The sequence below is a fragment of the Asticcacaulis sp. DW145 genome, from assembly GCF_037101385.1.
In the GTDB taxonomy this organism is placed as follows: Bacteria; Pseudomonadota; Alphaproteobacteria; order Caulobacterales; family Caulobacteraceae; genus Asticcacaulis; species Asticcacaulis currens.
Genome location: NZ_AP029024.1, coordinates 946,936 through 963,224, shown reverse-complemented (window position 1 = coordinate 963,224; position 16,289 = coordinate 946,936). Strand labels below are relative to the sequence as shown.

Below are 16,289 nucleotides of genomic sequence, written 5' to 3'. Positions count from 1 at the left end.
TCGATATGCCGAAAGGAAACCGTCCGTTCACAGCAGACTATCGGCCTCGCGCGCCCCGAAATGACGGGTGAAACCGAGGCTCAGGGTAAACACATGGCGCGATCTCAGCGCGGGTCTGCGCCAGTCGTCCCCATAGAGACGGTCGGCGCTGCCCTGAACAAAGGCCGTGGTCCGCTCATCGAGCCTGTGCCCCAGCGTGACTTCACTGCCCAGTGTAAAGTAACTGGCGCGGCGCGTGGGCGGAAGGCCAAGGAAAGGGCCTGAAAAGCGGGAGTCGGCCCATGCCCCGCGCAACTCCACGCCGATGGCGGTCCGCGACGACAGCCGCGCTCCGGCGTCATAGGACAGGTCGCCGGACCAGCCCTGATAACTGTTCAGGGCGCGGCGCAGGCGCAGTTCGACATCGCCGAAACCCGTCTGCCACTGGGAAAAGCCGCCAAATTCAACCGCGTCAGGCAAGGGGCGCGCGCCGCGCGGCAGCTTATCACGATAGGCTTGCCTATATTCCAGAACCGGCCCCACGCGCCAGCGGCCCCTTTCGGCGGCGGTCCACCTGACACCCTCATCCAGACTGACCTGCCAGCGATCCCCGACCCTGAGTTCGACAATGGGATAAAGGTCGCTGACCGCCTCAACCGCTCCGATATGGGCGGGACGGCGACGCCAGATAACCCCCACATCGCCACTGGCGCGCATTCCGAAAAGCGTGCTAAGTCCTTTGGGCACGACCGCCTCAGGGCGCTCAAACGACATGGATGACCGCTGAGAGGCCCCGGCCGTGTCGGGGGTGGCGACCACGCAGGCCACCGGCACGGAAGACGCGGTCACCATCGCCGGTGCCGCGATCACGCCTCGCCCCTTTCACCCCGCGCCAGAAGACCGATACCGGCGAGAATGAGAACGGAGCCGCCGACCGTCGCCAGATCGACCCGTTCATGGAAACCGAAAATGCCGATAGCGATGACCAGACAGTAGCTAATGGCCGTCAACGGGAAGGCGCGCGCCAGGTCCAGACGGTTCAGTATGGCCAGCCAGGCCAGAAGCCCGATAATCTCCACGCCGATCAGCGTCCAGAACAGCGGCGAAGTCGCCAGATGCAGGGCCAGAGTCAGGGCATCGCCCTGACCCAGCCCGTTACCGAGTGCCTTGGCCAGATACTGATAGGCGGCCACGCACAGGGGCTGGGTGATCATTAGCGGCACAAGCGCCCATTTTGACCGGGAGGGCGTCATGCCGCATCCCCGACCGGGTCGGCGGCAAACAGGGGCGACAGGCGCTTCAGCACGCGCGACACAAGGGCATTGCGATGGGTAAAGGCCATATCGGTGCGCACAAGCTGGCAGCCCAGCCGCAGCTTGTTGGCATAGGCCGCCTGCCCGGCCTGAAAAACGCGGATGCCGTTGTCCAGACACCACTCGATATTGTCGAACCACGACACGAAGTAGAGATTATGCGCGCGGCCGGCCTCGCCCATTACGAAAAACTTGTCGATCAGGGTGGTGTCGTCGTGCAGCAGCAGGTTGGCGGCCAGAAGCTCATCGCCCTTTAGATAAAGCGTGCAAAAGGCCCGGCCCGGCTTCGCGCTCAGCACCCGACGGAAATAGTCGGGGGTCAGTTCCTCCAGCACCATCTCGGCCCGTTCGCGGGTGGCGCGATAAAGAGCCATCAACGCCTCTTCAAAACCGTCAAGGCGGGTGACACGACGGACCTCCACGCCCTCACGGCCGCGCAGCTTGCGCCGCATGTCCTTGCGCGTGGCGTGCGACAGGCGCGCCAGATAGGCGTCCATGTCAGGAAAGTCGATCGGCAGGCAGGCGATCGGCAGGCCGGAGACCACGCCAAAGCCACGTTCGGCCAGCACCGGTGACCACAGGGCACGATCCGTTTCCACCAGATCCTTCACCGCCATCAGCGCGCCCCCGCGCTCACGCGCGGCCTGCAAAAACCCGTCGCGCAGGCCGCACGCAATCTCTGGCGCCCGTGAGGCATCGGCAATCCCCAGCATGGCCCTTTCGCTACAGGGCGAGCCCAGCGCCGCCAGAGAGGCCCGCAGAACCCACGGGGCCACTGTCTTGATCTGCGTGAGGGCGCGGCGCAGTTCGGGGGGATCCAGCGTCGTTTCGAGGTCATAGGACGTCAGGAAGGCCGGGGCGGCACCCACCACCCGCTTCCCGTCCAGTACACTGACGTAGAAGAAGCGAAACCCCGCAAGGCCGGACCGTTCAACCGCCAGATGGTAGGCATGATCCTCAAGCGCTCCGTCGAAACAGCCATCCCAGTCATCGGCGGCGATCCCGGCCAGCGAGTCGTGAACGCGGACCTCAAGCATCCGACGCCGGCTCCGCAAACCCCGGCATAACCGCATGAATGGCTTCAAGCGTGGCCGCGACGACCTTACCGCGCTCCTGATCGACGTGGACCATGTGGTAGCTGTTCTCCAGCACGACGAGGCGCGCCGAAACACCGGAGGCCTCCCGAAGGCGATGGGCGTTGGACAGGCTGCCGATATCATCTTCGCGGGCATGAACGAGGGTCAGCGGGGTGCGGTTATCCGGCGCGGCGCGCAGCACGGCCTGACCCAGTCGCCACGAGCCGGCCAGACTCTTGTAGGGCATACCCTCAAGCGCGCCGGGGATCAGCGCCTCCTGAGACGTCGCCGCCAGTTCGCGCAGGCGTTCGTCCTTGAGACCGAAAGGATGGCTTTCCTCTACGACATGCGCGCGCAGCCCCGGCAGGTACATGAGCGGCCAGGCCAGCGGGATGATCGCATAATGGGCCTTCATCGCCCAGCCGTCGAAGGCGAACAAGGGCGAATAGACGGTGCAACTGGCGATCGCACGCTTCTGGGCCAGCATAAAGCCCAGAAGACCACCGACGCAGATACCGGCCACATGCACCCGCTCATAGGCCGTGGCTTTTTCGTCATAGAGGCGGATCAGGCTGTCGAGCCAGTCGCGCCAGTCGGTTGCGATCAGGGCCGCATAATCGTGACCATGCCCGGCCAGGAGTGGGGTTTCCACGGCAAGCCCGTGCTGCGCCATCTTTCTGGCCACATAGCGCATTTCCGCCGGCATCCCGGTCAGGCCGTGCACCAGAATAACCAGATCGCGTCCGGTCTTCTCATGCGACAGGTCGCCCGTCATCATATTCATGCGCCCCTCCCCGCCACCAGCGCCACGCCGGACGCGATCAGGACGCAGGCCCCGACCTGCCGGGCGGTCAGTTTTTCTTTCAGAACCACAAGGCTGGCCAGAGGCACGGTGACATAGGTCAGGCAGTTGACCGGATAGGCCACGGCCAGAGGCAGGCCCCTCAGCACCAGAATCCACGCAATGGCCTGCACAGCCCACAGGCCAAGGCCCAGCCACGCCAGGGGATGGAGCAGCGCAGCCACCACGCCGTCCGTGGCATCGGCGGCGCGCTTGTAGCACAGTTCCAGCGCCGTCTCCGCGACGATGCACAGCCCCAGAAGCAGAAGCGAAATCATGACGCCCTCCGGATGTGCGGCAACAGGCAGTCGCGCAACTGACGATTGGCCGCGGCATTGATGCGCACGCTCTCCGTATCGAGTTGCACTTGCCACGGCTGGTCCATGGCCGCCTCTACCCGCTTCAGAACCGAGGCAAACAATCCCGGCCCATAGACGGGCAGGCTGGCGTCCCCGACGATATCCGCCCCACGCAGGCGGCGTCCGTCCAGCAGATGCGTCATCCAGCCGATCAGGCGGCTGAGGCGCAGATCGCCCTGATCCCAGTTGGTTACGGCGTCCAGCGGCGACAGGACATCCTTGTCTATGGTGATATAGACATCGTCCGAACCGATCATGCGATCTACGTGCTCAAGGAAGAGGGCGTCGCCTAACGTCTCAATTGTGAGAATGCGACGGCCAGCCACGACGCACTCTTCCCTGGCACCTGCGCGGAGGGGAAACGGGGTGAGAAGCCCCTCGCGCACAACACTGAGGTCGGCCCCCTTACGGGCGCTGCCCTCCATATCCGGACTGCACATGGCTACCGAAATGACCTGACGCACACCGCTGAAGCGCGCGACCTTCGCCGCCCAGCTTCCGCAGTGCATACCGGGCGAAAACCTGACCCAATCCGGGTGGTTATCGAAATGCAGCACCGTCATCCGCCGTTCGGGGGCCGTGTCGGCCGCCCGACGGATCAGCAGGGCGGACACATGGTGAAAATCCCCCGAACCGGCAAAGACCAGCGCCGGGCCCGACCCGTTCAGGGCCTCACGTACCCTCAGATCCAGCGCTTGCAGTGCCGCCGGACGCGACCACAGCCTGAGTGCCGGGCCCAGATCGCGCGCGTCGATGCGACCCGATTCCGCTACAAGGTCCGGCTGAAGGTCGAAAGCACCGTCCAGATCAAGAAGTCGCGCCGTCACTTTATTGTCCAACACACCGCCGCAACAGGCTGTCGAGCAGGCGGATAGCCAGGTCGATCTCGCCCTCAGTGATTTCGAGCGAGGGGGCTAAGGTGATGACATTCTTGTGGTAACCGCCGACATCGAGAATGAGGCCGTATTTTTCGCCGTCGATCTCGATCCCGCCGCGCAGCCCTTCCGCCTCCATGGCGTCCAGCAGGGCCTTATCGGGCGTGAAGCCGTCTTCCTTGCAGATTTCGCAGCGCAGAGCGAGGCCCAGCCCATCGACATCGCCGATCTGCGGCCAGCGCTTTTGCAGATCTTTCAGCGCCTCAAGGAAATAGGCGCCTTTGCGCATGACCTTGGCGCCATAGTCCTCTTCGGAGACCATGCGCAGGGTTTCCAAGGCCACCGACGTGCCCATCGGATTGGCGTTGAAGGTGGAATGGGTCGATCCGGGCGGGAAGATGCCGGGATTGATCAGGGCCTCCTTGGCCCACAGGCCCGACAGGGGATTGAGCCCGTTGGTGATCGCCTTGCCGAAGACCAGAACGTCCGGCGTCACGCCGAAATGTTCTATGGCCCACAGCTTGCCGGTACGATAAACGCCCATCTGGATTTCATCGACGACCAGCAGGATACCGTACTGATCAAGGACCGCCTTCAGTTCGCTGAAGAAGTTCATCGGCGGCACGACGTAGCCGCCCGTCCCCTGAATGGGCTCGACATAGAAGGCGGCGTACTCGCACTGACCGGTCTTGACGTCCAGCACGCCATTATATTCGGTCTCAAAGAGGCGCTTGAACTTCTGCACACAGTGGTGACCGTACTCTTCCTTGGTCATGCCCTTCGGGCCGCGGAAATGGTACGGAAATTCGATAAACTGCGCGCGATCGCCGAAATGGCCGAACCGACGGCGATAGCGGTAGGACGAGGTGATGGCCGAGGCACCCAGCGTGCGGCCATGATAGCCGCCCTCAAACGCAAACATCAGGCTTTTGCCGCCGCAGGCATTGCGCACCAGTTTCAGCGAATCTTCGACCGCCTGAGCCCCGCCGACATTGAAATGGACGCGGCCCTTTTCGCCGAACTTGGTCTCCATATCGCGGGCGATAAGCGTCGCCAGCTCGATCTTCTCGCGGTGCAGATATTGCGAGGCCACCTGCGGCAGTGTGTCGAGCTGCCGGTGGGCGGCGGCGTTGAGGCGCGCATTGCGGTAGCCGAAATTGACGGCGGAATACCACATCTGAAGGTCGAGATAGCGCTGCCCCTTGGCATCCATCATGTAGGAACCGTCGCAGCCCGTAAAGACGCGCGGCGTGTCCATATAGTGGACGGTATCGCCATGGGAGCAGTATCTGGCCTCAAGCGCCAGCAGGTCGGATTCCGACAGGTCCTGTGAATCGTACATAGGTTTGATCCTTAGAGCGCTCTTCAAACAAAAAGCGATTTAAACCAAAATATTAGGGGGCTCAGGCCATCAGGTTACGGGTACCATCCCCGACGAGAGCGATACGGATATCGTCGAAGGTCTCGAACGGAATGAAGGTCCGGTTGCGTTCAGCGGCGTAGGTGGCCAGTCGGTCGCGGGCGAACAGGATGTCGGCGCGCTGGCTGACGCAGAAGTCGGAGCGGCCATCGCCGATAAAGACCACCGGGCGTTTATCCGTCAGTTCGCGAACCACGGCGCATTTGCAGACCCCTGAGCCGGCGGCACAGCCCGGAACGGCGTGCGGCTGATCCAGACGGTAGGCTTCGCCTTCGAGGATCAGCCGGTTGGACACAACCGGCAGGCCCTCCAGCCCGTGCCGCGACAGGATACGCCGGATAAAACGATCCACGCCGTCACTGACGATGGTGAGCGAGATGCCCGCCCGGCGGCACCAGCCGGCAAAAGCGACAAAGCCTTCGCGCAATTGACAGCGATCCAGCACGGCATCGAGCGCGTCCTCATCCGTGTCGATCAGCGCAATCTGTCCCCGCATACACTCCGCCGCACTGATCCGCCCGGCGATCCAGGCCTCTTCCAGCGCCTGCCAATGGGGGTCTGCGCGATGCGTCAGCACCTGATCGGTCGTGTCGAGAACGGTAATCGTCCCGTCAAAATCGCAAAATACGCGCATGTCGTCGTCCTGTTGACCTTGCTGAGGGCGAAGCTAAACGGGCTGACTGACGCGAAACTGACGAGACGACGACGAAATCGCCTCCCCGCGAATTATATATTATTGAATTTAGTCATAGACTTGCCACATTTTTCTCTGGCACCGCCTCTACCAGGGGTCATTTCCAATGCCGCTTGGTATTAGGCATCTATTTTGGGTAGCATCAGGCGCGCAACCAGACCGGACAGACCGTCGCTACGGTCCACAAGCCGGATACGCCCCCCCAGCAGATCGGCCGCATCGCGCGCAATCGCCAGCCCCAGCCCCGTACCGTTGCGCGTATTGGTCGGCGCCCGCCAGAAGCGGTCAAACGCCTTTTCCTTGTCTTCGTCGCTCATGCCGGGGCCACGGTCGCGGATTTCGATATAGCCCGACGGCAGATTGACCGCCCGCTCGATGTCGATCACCAGCTCTGAGCCCGGCGGCGTATGGCCCATGGCATTTTCGATCAGATTGGCCAGCGCCAGCCGCAAAGCCGTATCCGAGCCGCGGAAGGCAAAGTCGCCCCCCTCCAGAGCGACATCGATGCGGCGCTCGGCAATGACCGGCGCAGCGTCGGCCAGCAACTGCCCCACAACCTCGCGCACGCTGGGGATCAGGGCGTCACTCTCTCCGGCCGCCCCAAGGCGGGCCAGAACCAGCAACTGATCGGCCAGCCGGGCGATGCGGTCGGTGGCGGCATTCAGGGCCATCAGACGCGGCTTCAATTCGGCAGGATCGTCGATACGGGCACATAGCTGCGCTTCGAGACTAAGCGCGGCCAGGGGCGTGCGTAACTGATGGGCGGCCATTTCGATAAAGGTCCGCTCGTGCAGCAGGCCGTCCTCTATGCGGCGAAACAGGCCGTTGATCACAGCGGTCAGTTCGCCCAGTTCGGCGGGCCAGTCTTCGGAACGCACGGGTATAAAGGGCGGGCTGCCCTGCTGCTGCGCCAGTCGCGCACTATAACCATCCAGATCGCGCAACCCGCTTCTCAGGCTGATCCAGATGATGACAAGCAGCAACAGGGCAATGCCGACAAACGGAGCCGCCAGTTGCAGCGCAATATTGTGCACCAGTTGCTTGCGCACCCCCAGACGCTCCCCCACCTGAACGATCGGATAGCCGCCAGGTGCTGCAAGCGTGTAGATACGCCAGACCTTGCCGCCGGAGCGCACATTATGAAAGGTCGAGTTTTCGCTGTCCTGCGGGGCTTTGACGTCCGGACCGGTATCCGACCTGAACTGCAAGCGGTCCTGATACCAGATACGGAACATCCGCCAGTCGGCATAGGCGTCAAAGGCCTCACGGTCTTCGGCTGACAAGAGCGGCATGTCATCAACCGCCACCACCGAGCCTGTGCTCTTGCGCAGATCGCTCAGTTCGTCGCGCATAAGATTGACCAGCAGATTGGCCCCCAATACCAGTTGCTGATCGAATATCTCATCCACCTCGGACCTGACGGCGGTCGCGGCCACCCCGACAATGGTCAGGGCCCCCACGAGCGTGACCAGAGTCATACGGGCAAACAACCCCCGCGACAGGGATCGCGGCGTCAGAAGCAACTGAAGAAGATCGGGTATGCGCATCAGCGTATCACCATATAGCCCAGCCCCCGCGCACTGACGATGGTCTCCATACCCAGCTTCTTGCGCAGACCGTACACTGCCGACTCGACCGTATTGCTTTCGACGTCCGTGGCGGCGTCATATATGCCGTTTTCGATATCGGTTTTCGACACCCAGCGCCCGGCGCGCGTCACCAGCAGCGACAGGACGCGAAATTCGCGCGCTGTCAGCTTGATGGGGCGGCCTTCCTGACGCACGATCCGGCCTTCTATATCGAGTTCATAGGCCCCAAAGCGCACAGCCCCGTTGATTTCGCCGCGCGTGCGACGGATCACGGCCCTCAGGCGGGCCAGCAGTTCATCAAGATCATAGGGCTTGGTCACATAGTCATCGGCCCCGTCATTGAGCGCCTGAAGACGGGTATCGCGCTGGCTGCGGGCGGTGATCACCAGTATGGGCAGGCCATGGCCGCGCTTGCGCAGGCGGCGCAGCAGGCTAAGACCGTCGCCATCGGGCAGGCCAAGATCGAGAAGGGCCGCGGCGAAGTCGCCATAGTCGAGGGCCTGAAGCGCCTCATCAAGCGTCAGCACCCAGTCCACACCATAGCCCAGTTGTTCGAGCGCCGCCTTCAGCCCGGCCCCCAGACCCCGATCATCCTCTATCAGCAGAACCTGCATAAGGCCGCCATCTACTCCACGCGCGACACAATGAGTGAGGCATTGCTGCCGCCGAAGCCAAAGGCGTTACACAGGCTGTGGCGGATGTCCACACCTTCGCGCGCCGCATTGGGTACGTAATCGAGGTCAAGCTCCGGGTCCGGCGTACCGAAATTGACGGTCGGGACGACGAAGCCTTCGCGCACGGCCAGAAGACTGGCCAGCAGGCTGACTCCGCCCGCCGCCCCCAGCAAATGCCCGTGGAAGCTCTTGGTCGCCGATACCGGCAGACGGGCAGCGTGTGCACCAAACACCGCCTTGACGGCCTTGGTCTCCGATATATCCCCCGCCAGCGTCGCCGTCCCATGGGCGCTGACGTGGCCCAGCGCCTCCGAAGAAAGACCGGCATCTGTCAGGGCCAGAGCCATTGTCCGCGCCTGACCGTCACTATTGGGGGCGGTCATATGCGTCGCATCGGACCAGGCCCCGTAGCCCGAAAGCTGCGCCAGCGGCTCAGCCCCTCGCGCGCGTGCCGCCTCAAGGGTTTCCAGTATGAAAAAGACGGCCCCTTCGCCCAGCAGAAGCCCGCCCCGCTCATAGCAAAAGGGGCGCACAACCGCTTCCGGCCCTTGCCCCAGCAGGCGCATGGCCGTCCATATCCGCAGCATGGTCTGGGTCAGCGGGGCTTCGGTGCCACCGGCAATAACCCGCTGGCAACGGCCAGACTGAAGGCGCGTCACCGCTTCGCCGATCGCATGGGAGGCCGATGAACAGGCCATGGCATAGCTCAGGCTCGGCCCCTTGCAGCCCCATGTGATGGATATCTGGGCCGCAGGCGCGTTGGCCATACAGCGCATCAGAGTCTGGCTCTTGACGTCCTGCCGCTGGTGCCAGTCGAGCACGCTCTGTTCGATCGACTCCAGCCCGCCCCCGCCGCAGCCAACATAGACACCGGCCTCGTCAAGGTCAGGGCCCTTTTCCAGACCTGCCATGGCAAGGGCATCTGTCACTGCGGCCAGAGCCAGGACGGCACAGGTGTCCATCTGTTTGGTGCGGAGCGCATCCAGCCCCGGATCCCCGACCCGCCCGCCGGCAAAGCCCGTCAACTCTCCGCCAAGCGGCCGCGTCGCGGCCTTACCGGAACGGTACAGTCGGAGGAGCTCCGCCATCGAATTGGCACCGGGCAGGCGCAGGCCGAACCCGGTGATGACAACCGCCGGCCGCGCCATGTCAGGCCGCCGCCTTTTTCGGCGATCGCTCGATCAGGGCCAGCAATTCGGGCATGGAGCCGACCGCATGGAGTTCACGGTCATTGATGGATATGCCCAGACGGTCTTCCACCGCCATGACGATTTCGATCATTTCGAGGGAATCTATACCCAGTTCTTCGAGGCTCGTAGCCTGACGAACGGCCGCTTCGGTCGTATTCATTTCCTTGGCGACGACCTGATAGAGAACGGTCGAGGGGGTCTGATCAATAGACACGGTCAATGCTCCCGGACACGCCGCGTCACAGCCGCGCACGCAGTCCAACAAAGGCCGTCACATTCTCACGAGGCCCTGTGTGACCTAAAGGGATGGCGATATCAAGGCAGGCCCGATTTTTCTACCAACGGCCGAAGATGCTGACCGCATCCGGCCGTCGAAGAAACGAGAATGTCTCATATGTGTCAGTGACATGAGACATTCTCGAATGGAATACCAAGGGTCATTTTCAATGACCCTTGGTATTCGGCCCTGTTTTTTGCCGGATTTGTGGTGTTGTGTATGTCTGACCAAGGAGGGCGAAATGTGGATAGGGATTGTGGCGCTACTGGGGATAGGGGCAACCACGCCCGCGGGTGTGTGGGTGACGCAGGACCGCGACGCCTGGGTCCGCATCGCCCCCTGCCCCGGTCAGACCGCCGTGCTGTGCGGGCGAGTCGAACGCCTCCTAGATTCCGCCGCGGCCAGTGCGAAGGACGAACACAATCCCGATCCGTCGCGCCGCCATCAGCCGGTGACCGGCCTGCAAATTCTCAGCGACTTCAAACCGACGGCACAGGGCTGGACTGACGGTAAAATCTACGACCCGGAAGACGGCCGCACCCATACGGGACTCACCTTACGTCTGGAGGGCAAGGACCGTCTGATCATTTCAAAGCCGCTGGGGGTTCTTAAGGCCGAGGTCGGACGACAGGTCTGGACGCGCGTGGCCCCCTAAAGCTCATGAAAACAGACGATCCGCCATCGGACATGACCGGAGGATCACACCGATAACCCATCATAATTTGAGGATTTTTTCAACTTCGCCGGACGCTGGCGGCAGCATCCCGACTCCCTCGACTTCCTGAACCGGAAAAAGGCGTCCCCTCACGGCGTCGGGACCGCTTCAAGCGCGAGCGTCTTTTGACGGCGAAATACACCCGTGGGCATTCTGTGCCTTTTTGAATTTCATCGCTTTGTACACACGCACTCATCCATGGCGTGTACGGCGACGAACAGGCCTGCACAATCTCATTCTCGAATAAGGCGCTGAACCCGTTATCCCGCCTCGGCGGCATCGCAAGCACCCGCACCGTTACGATCGTATCGCCAACGCTTGGCTCAATCTTTCAAGCTGAAGCGAGTGGTGACGTTCAGGGACAGAACCTCGCCCGTCAGACTATCCGGTGGGCGAGGTAGGGGTTGCGCCTCATTCAGCATGGCAAGTGCCGCACGATCAATATCCGCCGAGCCCGATCCACGCTCGATGCGCGACGTCAGGACGCGCCCCTGGCGATCCATCTGAAAGCTGAGGACGACCTCGCCTTCGACGCGACGGCGTTTGGCCTGCGGCGGATATATTTTGAACTGTTCAATATGGTGGCGAAGACGCGCGGCATAGGCCGCTGGGGGCGGGGCTTGAACCTCGCTCGGACGCGACGCACCGGCTGCGGCGAGCGGGGAAGTGGAGGCCGCGGCCGCAGGCGCACCCGCCGACGGAGGGGCCGCGGCGGGCTCGGTCCGAGCGGAGGCCGGAACCGCTTGCGCGGAGGGCATGGCTGCGGCGAGTGCCGACGAAGACGACGGCTGTGACGTCGAAACCGCTGTCTTCACAGGGTTTTCAGAGGGTTTGATATCCGCAGAGGGGGGTGTCTGTATCTCTGCCGCTGGCGGGGCCGTCTTCGCCACGGCTGGGCGCACCTCCATTGCCACCTCGAACACCGGGCTTTCAACCGGCGGGGGTGTCGGCTGAGGCGCCAGCCCCGCGACGGCCAGCAGGAAGCCCCCGTTCACCAGAACGGAGGCCCCCACAGCCAGGCTTTTTTGACCCTTGCTCGTCACCGCTGGTTTCAGAACGTTTTGGCGAGGCTCAGGCGGACCGTCTGACCCGCGGCCGGCAGATAGCTGAGGTGCGGCTGATAATAGGTGTCGAAAATATTGTCCCAGTTCAGACGCGCCTCGATCCCGGCGAGCGGGCCGGACACCGGGCGATAGGTGGCAAACAGGTTATGCACCGTGTAGGACTTGCTGGTGGCCGAAACGACGCCGGTGGTGGCGTTGTAGCTATACTGTTTGTCGGCGATATCGCCTTTCCAGCCGAGCGTGACCCCCGTTTCAGGGAACACCCAGCCCGCCGTGAGGTTCAGTTGCTCTGCCGGGAGGGTGTTAAACGCGATATTCGTCAGCTTGTTATAGCCATTGACCGTGGACCATGCCGCGCGCCCGAAGACATGGCGTGAGGCGTATTCGGCCTCCAACTCGGCCCCTTCGTAGCGCGCCTCACCGACATTGGTGTAGGCCGAGGCCGTGGTCGAGGTGCGCGTCACCAGGTTTTTGATATCGTTCTGGAACACGGTCAGCTTGAGGTTCAGACCGTCGCCTTTAGAGAACAGACCGCGCTTCGAATAGCTGGCGCCCACCTCGCGGTTTTCCGACTCTTCCGGCTTGAGATTGAGGCTGATGGTCTGGGCCGCACCGCGCGTGTAGATCTCATCCAGCACGGGCAGACGCTCGGTATGCGACAGCGAACCGAATAGTTTGACCTGATCCGTCAGCGTATAGAGCACCGCCAGCTTGGGCGAGGTAGCGTCCAGTTCGACGGAGGAAGGCACGCCGGTCGTGCCCACCACATAGGTACCCGCCCCCGGTTTCAGCTTCGACTTATCGTAGCGGATACCGGGTATGAGCGTCAGCTTATCCCCGATCAGGATTTCATCCTGCACATACAGGCTGACGCGGTTCATATCGCCTTCGGGGTGGGTGGTCGCGCCATTGGTCAGGCTGCCCGTCGCGCTGTAACGCGGGTTGCGGCGCTCCTGATGATAGGTCTGCACGCCGACGGTCAGGAAGTGCTCGACGGGACCGGTGGTGAAGGTCGAGACGTTCTCCACCTTCGCCTGCACGGTCTTGTAGCTGTACTGCGAGGTATAGCCGAGCGCGGCAGGCGAAAACTGGTTGTCGCGCTGATCCGTTTTCGATTCGTCGAAGGCGATCTGCGCCTTGAGGTCCAGCCAGTCATTGCCCTCAAAGGCGTTGTCGTAACCGATGACATAGTTGGTGTCGTCGGTCTTGCGGCGTACCTGACTGGTCGTAAAGGCCGCCTGCTGATCATATATCTGCCAGGAATCGTCGCTCCATTTCTGCGCTGAGGCCCAGACGCTGTGCTTGCGGTCGCCGCCGATATAGTAGCGGCCCTTGAGCAGCACCGACTCGCCTGCCGCTTGCGACGGGTTGACGATCTTGCCATTGCCATCGGTGTAGTTGCCGAAGTCCCGCTTATTGGCGACCAGCAGCACGTCGAGGTTTGGCATCGGCTTGGCCGCCAGAGTCGCCGACAGCAGCGTCCCCTCGCTGTTGCTGTCGTAGCCGCCTTTCAGACGCACCGCGAAGCGATCATCGCCTCTCAGGAAGTCCGAAGCGTCCTTGGTGGTGAAGTTGACCGTCCCGGCCAGCGCGCCGGAGCCATAGACGGTCGATGAGGACGGCCCGCGCAGCACCTCAACGCGCTTGTACAGTTCGGTATCGGTGAACAGGCTGCCCATGCGGTAGCCCTCAAAAAACTTGGTGACGCCATCGACCGTGAAGACCACGCGGCTGTCCGATTCTGACAGGGCGGTGCCCATGCCGCGGATGTTCAGCCCCTGCCCCAGAGATGAGACGCCTCCGGCCGCATCGACCCCGGCTACGCCTTCCAAAAGTTCGCCCACCGTACCGGCCTGCGCGTTTTCGAGGTCCTCCTGATCGAGCACCGTCACCGACTGCGGCGTATCGGTGGCGACCTTTTCCTTGCCCGCCGAGACGACGATGCGCCCCAGCGACAACTGGGTGGTGGCGTCGGCTGTCTTGTCCGCTTCCTGCGCCAGCACCGGCGCGGCAGACAGGATCAGGGCGTTAAGCGCCAGAGTACTGACGGCCGGCAGACGGTATGATTTGAGTGACATCCCCATACTTCCTTTCAGAAAAAATCGGCTGAGATTCGCCATGGACCCCACGTCCATAATTGCGAATAATTCTCATTTACTCGCCGACTACACCCTGAGGCGATGCGACGTCAAGCCACTTGCAAATAATAATGATTCTCATTATTGGATTCATGTCTTTCGGGCCACAGGGCTCTTTCAGGGATCACACGACATGACCGCCTATCGCTTTATCGGCATTACCCCGTTGCTTTTCTTTGGTTTATTGACGGCGCCCGCCCTGGCGCATTCGCCCTATCTCAAGCCCGCGGCCTTTACGGTCCCGGCACCGCGCGACCACGTAACGATCGAAGCGGCCTTCTCGGACGGCGATCTGCGTCCTGACGTGGCCATGAAGTCGGACGCCTTCCATATGATCGCGCCGGACGGGACCGACACCCCCCTCCCCCCGGCAGCGACGCTGAAGGACGCGGTATTTCTCGAAGCGCCGCTAAAGGCCGAAGGCACCTATCTGATCTCGTCCGGCGTGCGTAAGGGCCGCGTGGCCAAGGGCGTCCTTCGCGACGGTGAGGTGCACTTTCTCGAAGGCCCCAATGCCGCCCGATCCGGCGAAACCGTGATCGACGTGCAGAGCCTTACGCGCGCCGATGTTTATGTGACACATGGTCGCCCCAGTCGTCCCGATTTTCGCAGCGACGGCGTCGAACTCTTCCCCGTTACCGCGCCCTATGACGCCTATGCGGGTGAACCCTTCACCGTACGCGTGCGTGAAAATGGCCAGGGTCTGTCGGGTCAAGGCGTCACCATCATCACCGATGGCCAGACCTATGCCACGCCCAGGGTTGGCGAACAGACGTTGCGCACCAATGACGCGGGCGAGGTTACCTTCACGCCGAAGACCGCCGGTCTCTACCTCCTTCAGGTGCGCGTGCGCCGCCCCGCTGAAGGTCAGGCGAACCTGTGGCTGAGCCACACCGCCACCCTCACCCTTGAAGTCCTGCCCCAATAACCTGTTCTGTAAGGATAACCCAGATGAAAACGTCTCTTCTTATAACCGCCCTCATCGCGGCCTCGGCCCCGGCACTGGCCGCCTCACACTCCACCTCGACCTTTATCGAGGAACAGGACCTCAATGGCGACGGCAAGGTGTCGCTTGAGGAATTCAAGGCCGGTCGCGCCATCGAATTTCGCAAGGCCGACTTCAACGAAGACGGAGTCTTGAGCGAGGCCGAATATATCGGTGAATACGAAGGCCGCCTGATGGCCAGACTCAGCCGCATCGGCGACCCGGAAAAGCGTCTGGAGGAACAGCAACGCCAGATGCGTCAGGCCAAGGTCCGATTCGGCGTCCTCGACAGCGACAAGAACGGCGCCATCAGTCAGGCGGAACACCTCGCTTCGGGTCTGCGTATGTTCGACCTGCACGACCGCAATAAGGACGGGGTGGTGGATCACAAGGATGTGGTTCTGACCGAAGAAGCGGCAAAGAACGGCAAAACGGGCGAGTTTGTCAATCCTTAGAAAGATACGCGGAAAGGCCGTCAGGCGAGATCCAAAATGAGGATGCTTTTCCGAAAACGCTGCAACCAAAGAATCTGGAGCGGAATGTCAATGCCTGTAAACCGCATTCCGCTCTAAAGATTTAATTCCCAAATCATCGGCTTGCCGGTTTCCACCACAAAGCCTGCCAGAGCGAAACTGTGGCATGGGGTCGCCATGGGTCATTTCGGTGGTGATCATGTGTCGAACCTCAGGACGGAAACGGTTTAGTGTTGATGCGGCAGGCGGGCATTGAAGAGGTGCATGGTCGCTAACAGCGCCGCCCCCGTGACGCTCAGGGGCGTTTCCCAGGCTTCGGCCGGCGCATAAAATGCCGCCACGCTGAGCAGCCCCAACCCCGCAAAGGCCATCGCGCTCAGCCCTGCCCGTCGCCAGCCGCCGGAGCGGATCAGGGCAAACAGGCTCACCGGGGCGGCCAGCCCCACCAGCACCTGATGGACGAGCGGGTTGTCACTGAACACCCCCAGAAACGGCAGGGCCGCAAACACCAGCGGCATCACGAGGCAATGCGCCACACATAAACTCGACAGTCCCATAGCCAGCGCATCAAGGGTCCGGCTTTTGGAAACTTTACGCGCGGCCGACATGAGGCCTCCTTTTCAGTTG

At 62.3% G+C, this 16,289-nt stretch carries 18 protein-coding genes and 1 pseudogene; 4 read left to right on the top strand and 15 right to left on the bottom strand.

What is annotated here, in order from left to right; genetic code table 11:
- Nucleotides 1-27 precede the first annotated feature (27 nt).
- The 12 genes from AACH73_RS04455 to AACH73_RS04400 all read right to left on the bottom strand — a co-directional run bounded on the left by AACH73_RS04455 (nucleotide 28) and on the right by AACH73_RS04400 (nucleotide 10,224).
- Nucleotides 28-849: a MipA/OmpV family protein gene (locus AACH73_RS04455; protein ID WP_272740403.1), complete on the bottom strand. Its 822-nt coding sequence runs from the start codon at nucleotides 847-849 to the stop codon at nucleotides 28-30.
- The gene (locus AACH73_RS04450) at nucleotides 846-1,232 is read right to left on the bottom strand and encodes a hypothetical protein (RefSeq protein WP_272740404.1); all 387 of its coding nucleotides are present in this window, start codon (nucleotides 1,230-1,232) and stop codon (nucleotides 846-848) included. Before AACH73_RS04450 ends, AACH73_RS04455 begins: the two co-directional genes overlap by 4 nt.
- The gene (locus AACH73_RS04445) at nucleotides 1,229-2,329 is read right to left on the bottom strand and encodes a GNAT family N-acetyltransferase (RefSeq protein WP_272740405.1); all 1,101 of its coding nucleotides are present in this window, start codon (nucleotides 2,327-2,329) and stop codon (nucleotides 1,229-1,231) included. The genes AACH73_RS04450 and AACH73_RS04445 overlap by 4 nt, the downstream gene beginning before the upstream one ends.
- Nucleotides 2,322-3,152 (bottom strand): alpha/beta fold hydrolase, encoded by an 831-nt coding sequence (locus AACH73_RS04440; RefSeq protein ID WP_272740406.1) that lies wholly within the window; start codon nucleotides 3,150-3,152, stop codon nucleotides 2,322-2,324. Before AACH73_RS04440 ends, AACH73_RS04445 begins: the two co-directional genes overlap by 8 nt.
- Entirely contained in the window at nucleotides 3,149-3,487 is a 339-nt protein-coding gene (locus AACH73_RS04435; RefSeq protein ID WP_338735545.1) for a permease, read from the bottom strand. The genes AACH73_RS04440 and AACH73_RS04435 overlap by 4 nt, the downstream gene beginning before the upstream one ends.
- The gene (locus tag AACH73_RS04430) at nucleotides 3,484-4,395 is read right to left on the bottom strand and encodes an arginase family protein (protein WP_272740408.1); all 912 of its coding nucleotides are present in this window, start codon (nucleotides 4,393-4,395) and stop codon (nucleotides 3,484-3,486) included. Before AACH73_RS04430 ends, AACH73_RS04435 begins: the two co-directional genes overlap by 4 nt.
- 1 nt (nucleotide 4,396) lies before the next feature.
- Nucleotides 4,397-5,785, bottom strand: a complete 1,389-nt coding sequence (locus AACH73_RS04425; RefSeq protein WP_272740409.1) for an aminotransferase class III-fold pyridoxal phosphate-dependent enzyme — start codon at nucleotides 5,783-5,785, stop codon at nucleotides 4,397-4,399.
- 61 nt (nucleotides 5,786-5,846) lie between these two features.
- The gene (locus AACH73_RS04420) at nucleotides 5,847-6,497 is read right to left on the bottom strand and encodes an MtnX-like HAD-IB family phosphatase (RefSeq protein ID WP_272740410.1); all 651 of its coding nucleotides are present in this window, start codon (nucleotides 6,495-6,497) and stop codon (nucleotides 5,847-5,849) included.
- Between the two features lie 179 nt (nucleotides 6,498-6,676).
- Nucleotides 6,677-8,104, bottom strand: a complete 1,428-nt coding sequence (locus AACH73_RS04415; protein ID WP_338735544.1) for an ATP-binding protein — start codon at nucleotides 8,102-8,104, stop codon at nucleotides 6,677-6,679.
- Entirely contained in the window at nucleotides 8,104-8,760 is a 657-nt protein-coding gene (locus AACH73_RS04410; protein WP_338735543.1) for a response regulator transcription factor, read from the bottom strand. Before AACH73_RS04410 ends, AACH73_RS04415 begins: the two co-directional genes overlap by 1 nt.
- A gap of 11 nt (nucleotides 8,761-8,771) precedes the next feature.
- Entirely contained in the window at nucleotides 8,772-9,968 is a 1,197-nt protein-coding gene (locus tag AACH73_RS04405) for a beta-ketoacyl-[acyl-carrier-protein] synthase family protein (protein WP_338735542.1), read from the bottom strand.
- Between the two features lies 1 nt (nucleotide 9,969).
- Nucleotides 9,970-10,224, bottom strand: a complete 255-nt coding sequence (locus AACH73_RS04400) for an acyl carrier protein (RefSeq protein WP_272740414.1) — start codon at nucleotides 10,222-10,224, stop codon at nucleotides 9,970-9,972.
- A 304-nt stretch (nucleotides 10,225-10,528) separates the two neighbouring features.
- On the opposite strand from AACH73_RS04400, the gene AACH73_RS04395 reads away from it, so the two are divergent.
- Nucleotides 10,529-10,942: a DUF2147 domain-containing protein gene (locus tag AACH73_RS04395; protein ID WP_338735541.1), complete on the top strand. Its 414-nt coding sequence runs from the start codon at nucleotides 10,529-10,531 to the stop codon at nucleotides 10,940-10,942.
- Nucleotides 10,943-11,225: 283 nt separating this feature from the next.
- A pseudogene (locus AACH73_RS04390) lies at nucleotides 11,226-11,315 on the top strand (IS5/IS1182 family transposase); the annotation flags it as partial.
- Between the two features lie 10 nt (nucleotides 11,316-11,325).
- On the opposite strand, the gene AACH73_RS04385 reads toward AACH73_RS04390, so the two are convergent.
- Nucleotides 11,326-12,015, bottom strand: coding sequence for a TonB family protein (locus AACH73_RS04385; RefSeq protein ID WP_338735540.1), 690 nt, complete (start codon nucleotides 12,013-12,015; stop codon nucleotides 11,326-11,328).
- 38 nt (nucleotides 12,016-12,053) lie between these two features.
- Nucleotides 12,054-14,144: a TonB-dependent receptor gene (locus AACH73_RS04380; protein WP_338735539.1), complete on the bottom strand. Its 2,091-nt coding sequence runs from the start codon at nucleotides 14,142-14,144 to the stop codon at nucleotides 12,054-12,056.
- A 193-nt stretch (nucleotides 14,145-14,337) separates the two neighbouring features.
- Here AACH73_RS04380 and AACH73_RS04375 point away from each other — a divergent pair, with 193 nt between their 5' ends.
- Together AACH73_RS04375 and AACH73_RS04370 are read left to right on the top strand one after the other, a co-directional pair.
- Nucleotides 14,338-15,132 carry a DUF4198 domain-containing protein gene (locus tag AACH73_RS04375; protein ID WP_272740418.1) on the top strand — a complete coding sequence of 265 codons (795 nt, stop codon included), beginning with the start codon at nucleotides 14,338-14,340 and terminating at the stop codon, nucleotides 15,130-15,132.
- Nucleotides 15,133-15,155: 23 nt separating this feature from the next.
- Entirely contained in the window at nucleotides 15,156-15,644 is a 489-nt protein-coding gene (locus AACH73_RS04370) for a hypothetical protein (RefSeq protein ID WP_338735538.1), read from the top strand.
- A 245-nt stretch (nucleotides 15,645-15,889) separates the two neighbouring features.
- Here the strand turns inward: AACH73_RS04370 and AACH73_RS04365 are convergent, their stop codons facing one another.
- Nucleotides 15,890-16,270, bottom strand: a complete 381-nt coding sequence (locus tag AACH73_RS04365) for a MerC domain-containing protein (protein ID WP_338735537.1) — start codon at nucleotides 16,268-16,270, stop codon at nucleotides 15,890-15,892.
- Between the last annotated feature and the right edge of the window lie 19 nt (nucleotides 16,271-16,289).

Coding starts and splice junctions, on each gene's coding strand:
- AACH73_RS04450 (WP_272740404.1), bottom strand. CDS start 1,232: ATGACGCCCTCCCGGTCAAAATGGGCGCTTGTGCCGCTAATGATCACC.
- AACH73_RS04445 (WP_272740405.1), bottom strand. CDS start 2,329: ATGCTTGAGGTCCGCGTTCACGACTCGCTGGCCGGGATCGCCGCCGAT.
- AACH73_RS04440 (WP_272740406.1), bottom strand. CDS start 3,152: ATGAATATGATGACGGGCGACCTGTCGCATGAGAAGACCGGACGCGAT.
- AACH73_RS04435 (WP_338735545.1), bottom strand. CDS start 3,487: ATGATTTCGCTTCTGCTTCTGGGGCTGTGCATCGTCGCGGAGACGGCG.
- AACH73_RS04425 (WP_272740409.1), bottom strand. CDS start 5,785: ATGTACGATTCACAGGACCTGTCGGAATCCGACCTGCTGGCGCTTGAG.
- AACH73_RS04420 (WP_272740410.1), bottom strand. CDS start 6,497: ATGCGCGTATTTTGCGATTTTGACGGGACGATTACCGTTCTCGACACG.
- AACH73_RS04415 (WP_338735544.1), bottom strand. CDS start 8,104: ATGCGCATACCCGATCTTCTTCAGTTGCTTCTGACGCCGCGATCCCTG.
- AACH73_RS04410 (WP_338735543.1), bottom strand. CDS start 8,760: ATGCAGGTTCTGCTGATAGAGGATGATCGGGGTCTGGGGGCCGGGCTG.
- AACH73_RS04405 (WP_338735542.1), bottom strand. CDS start 9,968: ATGGCGCGGCCGGCGGTTGTCATCACCGGGTTCGGCCTGCGCCTGCCC.
- AACH73_RS04395 (WP_338735541.1), top strand. CDS start 10,529: ATGTGGATAGGGATTGTGGCGCTACTGGGGATAGGGGCAACCACGCCC.
- AACH73_RS04380 (WP_338735539.1), bottom strand. CDS start 14,144: ATGTCACTCAAATCATACCGTCTGCCGGCCGTCAGTACTCTGGCGCTT.
- AACH73_RS04375 (WP_272740418.1), top strand. CDS start 14,338: ATGACCGCCTATCGCTTTATCGGCATTACCCCGTTGCTTTTCTTTGGT.
- AACH73_RS04370 (WP_338735538.1), top strand. CDS start 15,156: ATGAAAACGTCTCTTCTTATAACCGCCCTCATCGCGGCCTCGGCCCCG.
- AACH73_RS04365 (WP_338735537.1), bottom strand. CDS start 16,270: ATGTCGGCCGCGCGTAAAGTTTCCAAAAGCCGGACCCTTGATGCGCTG.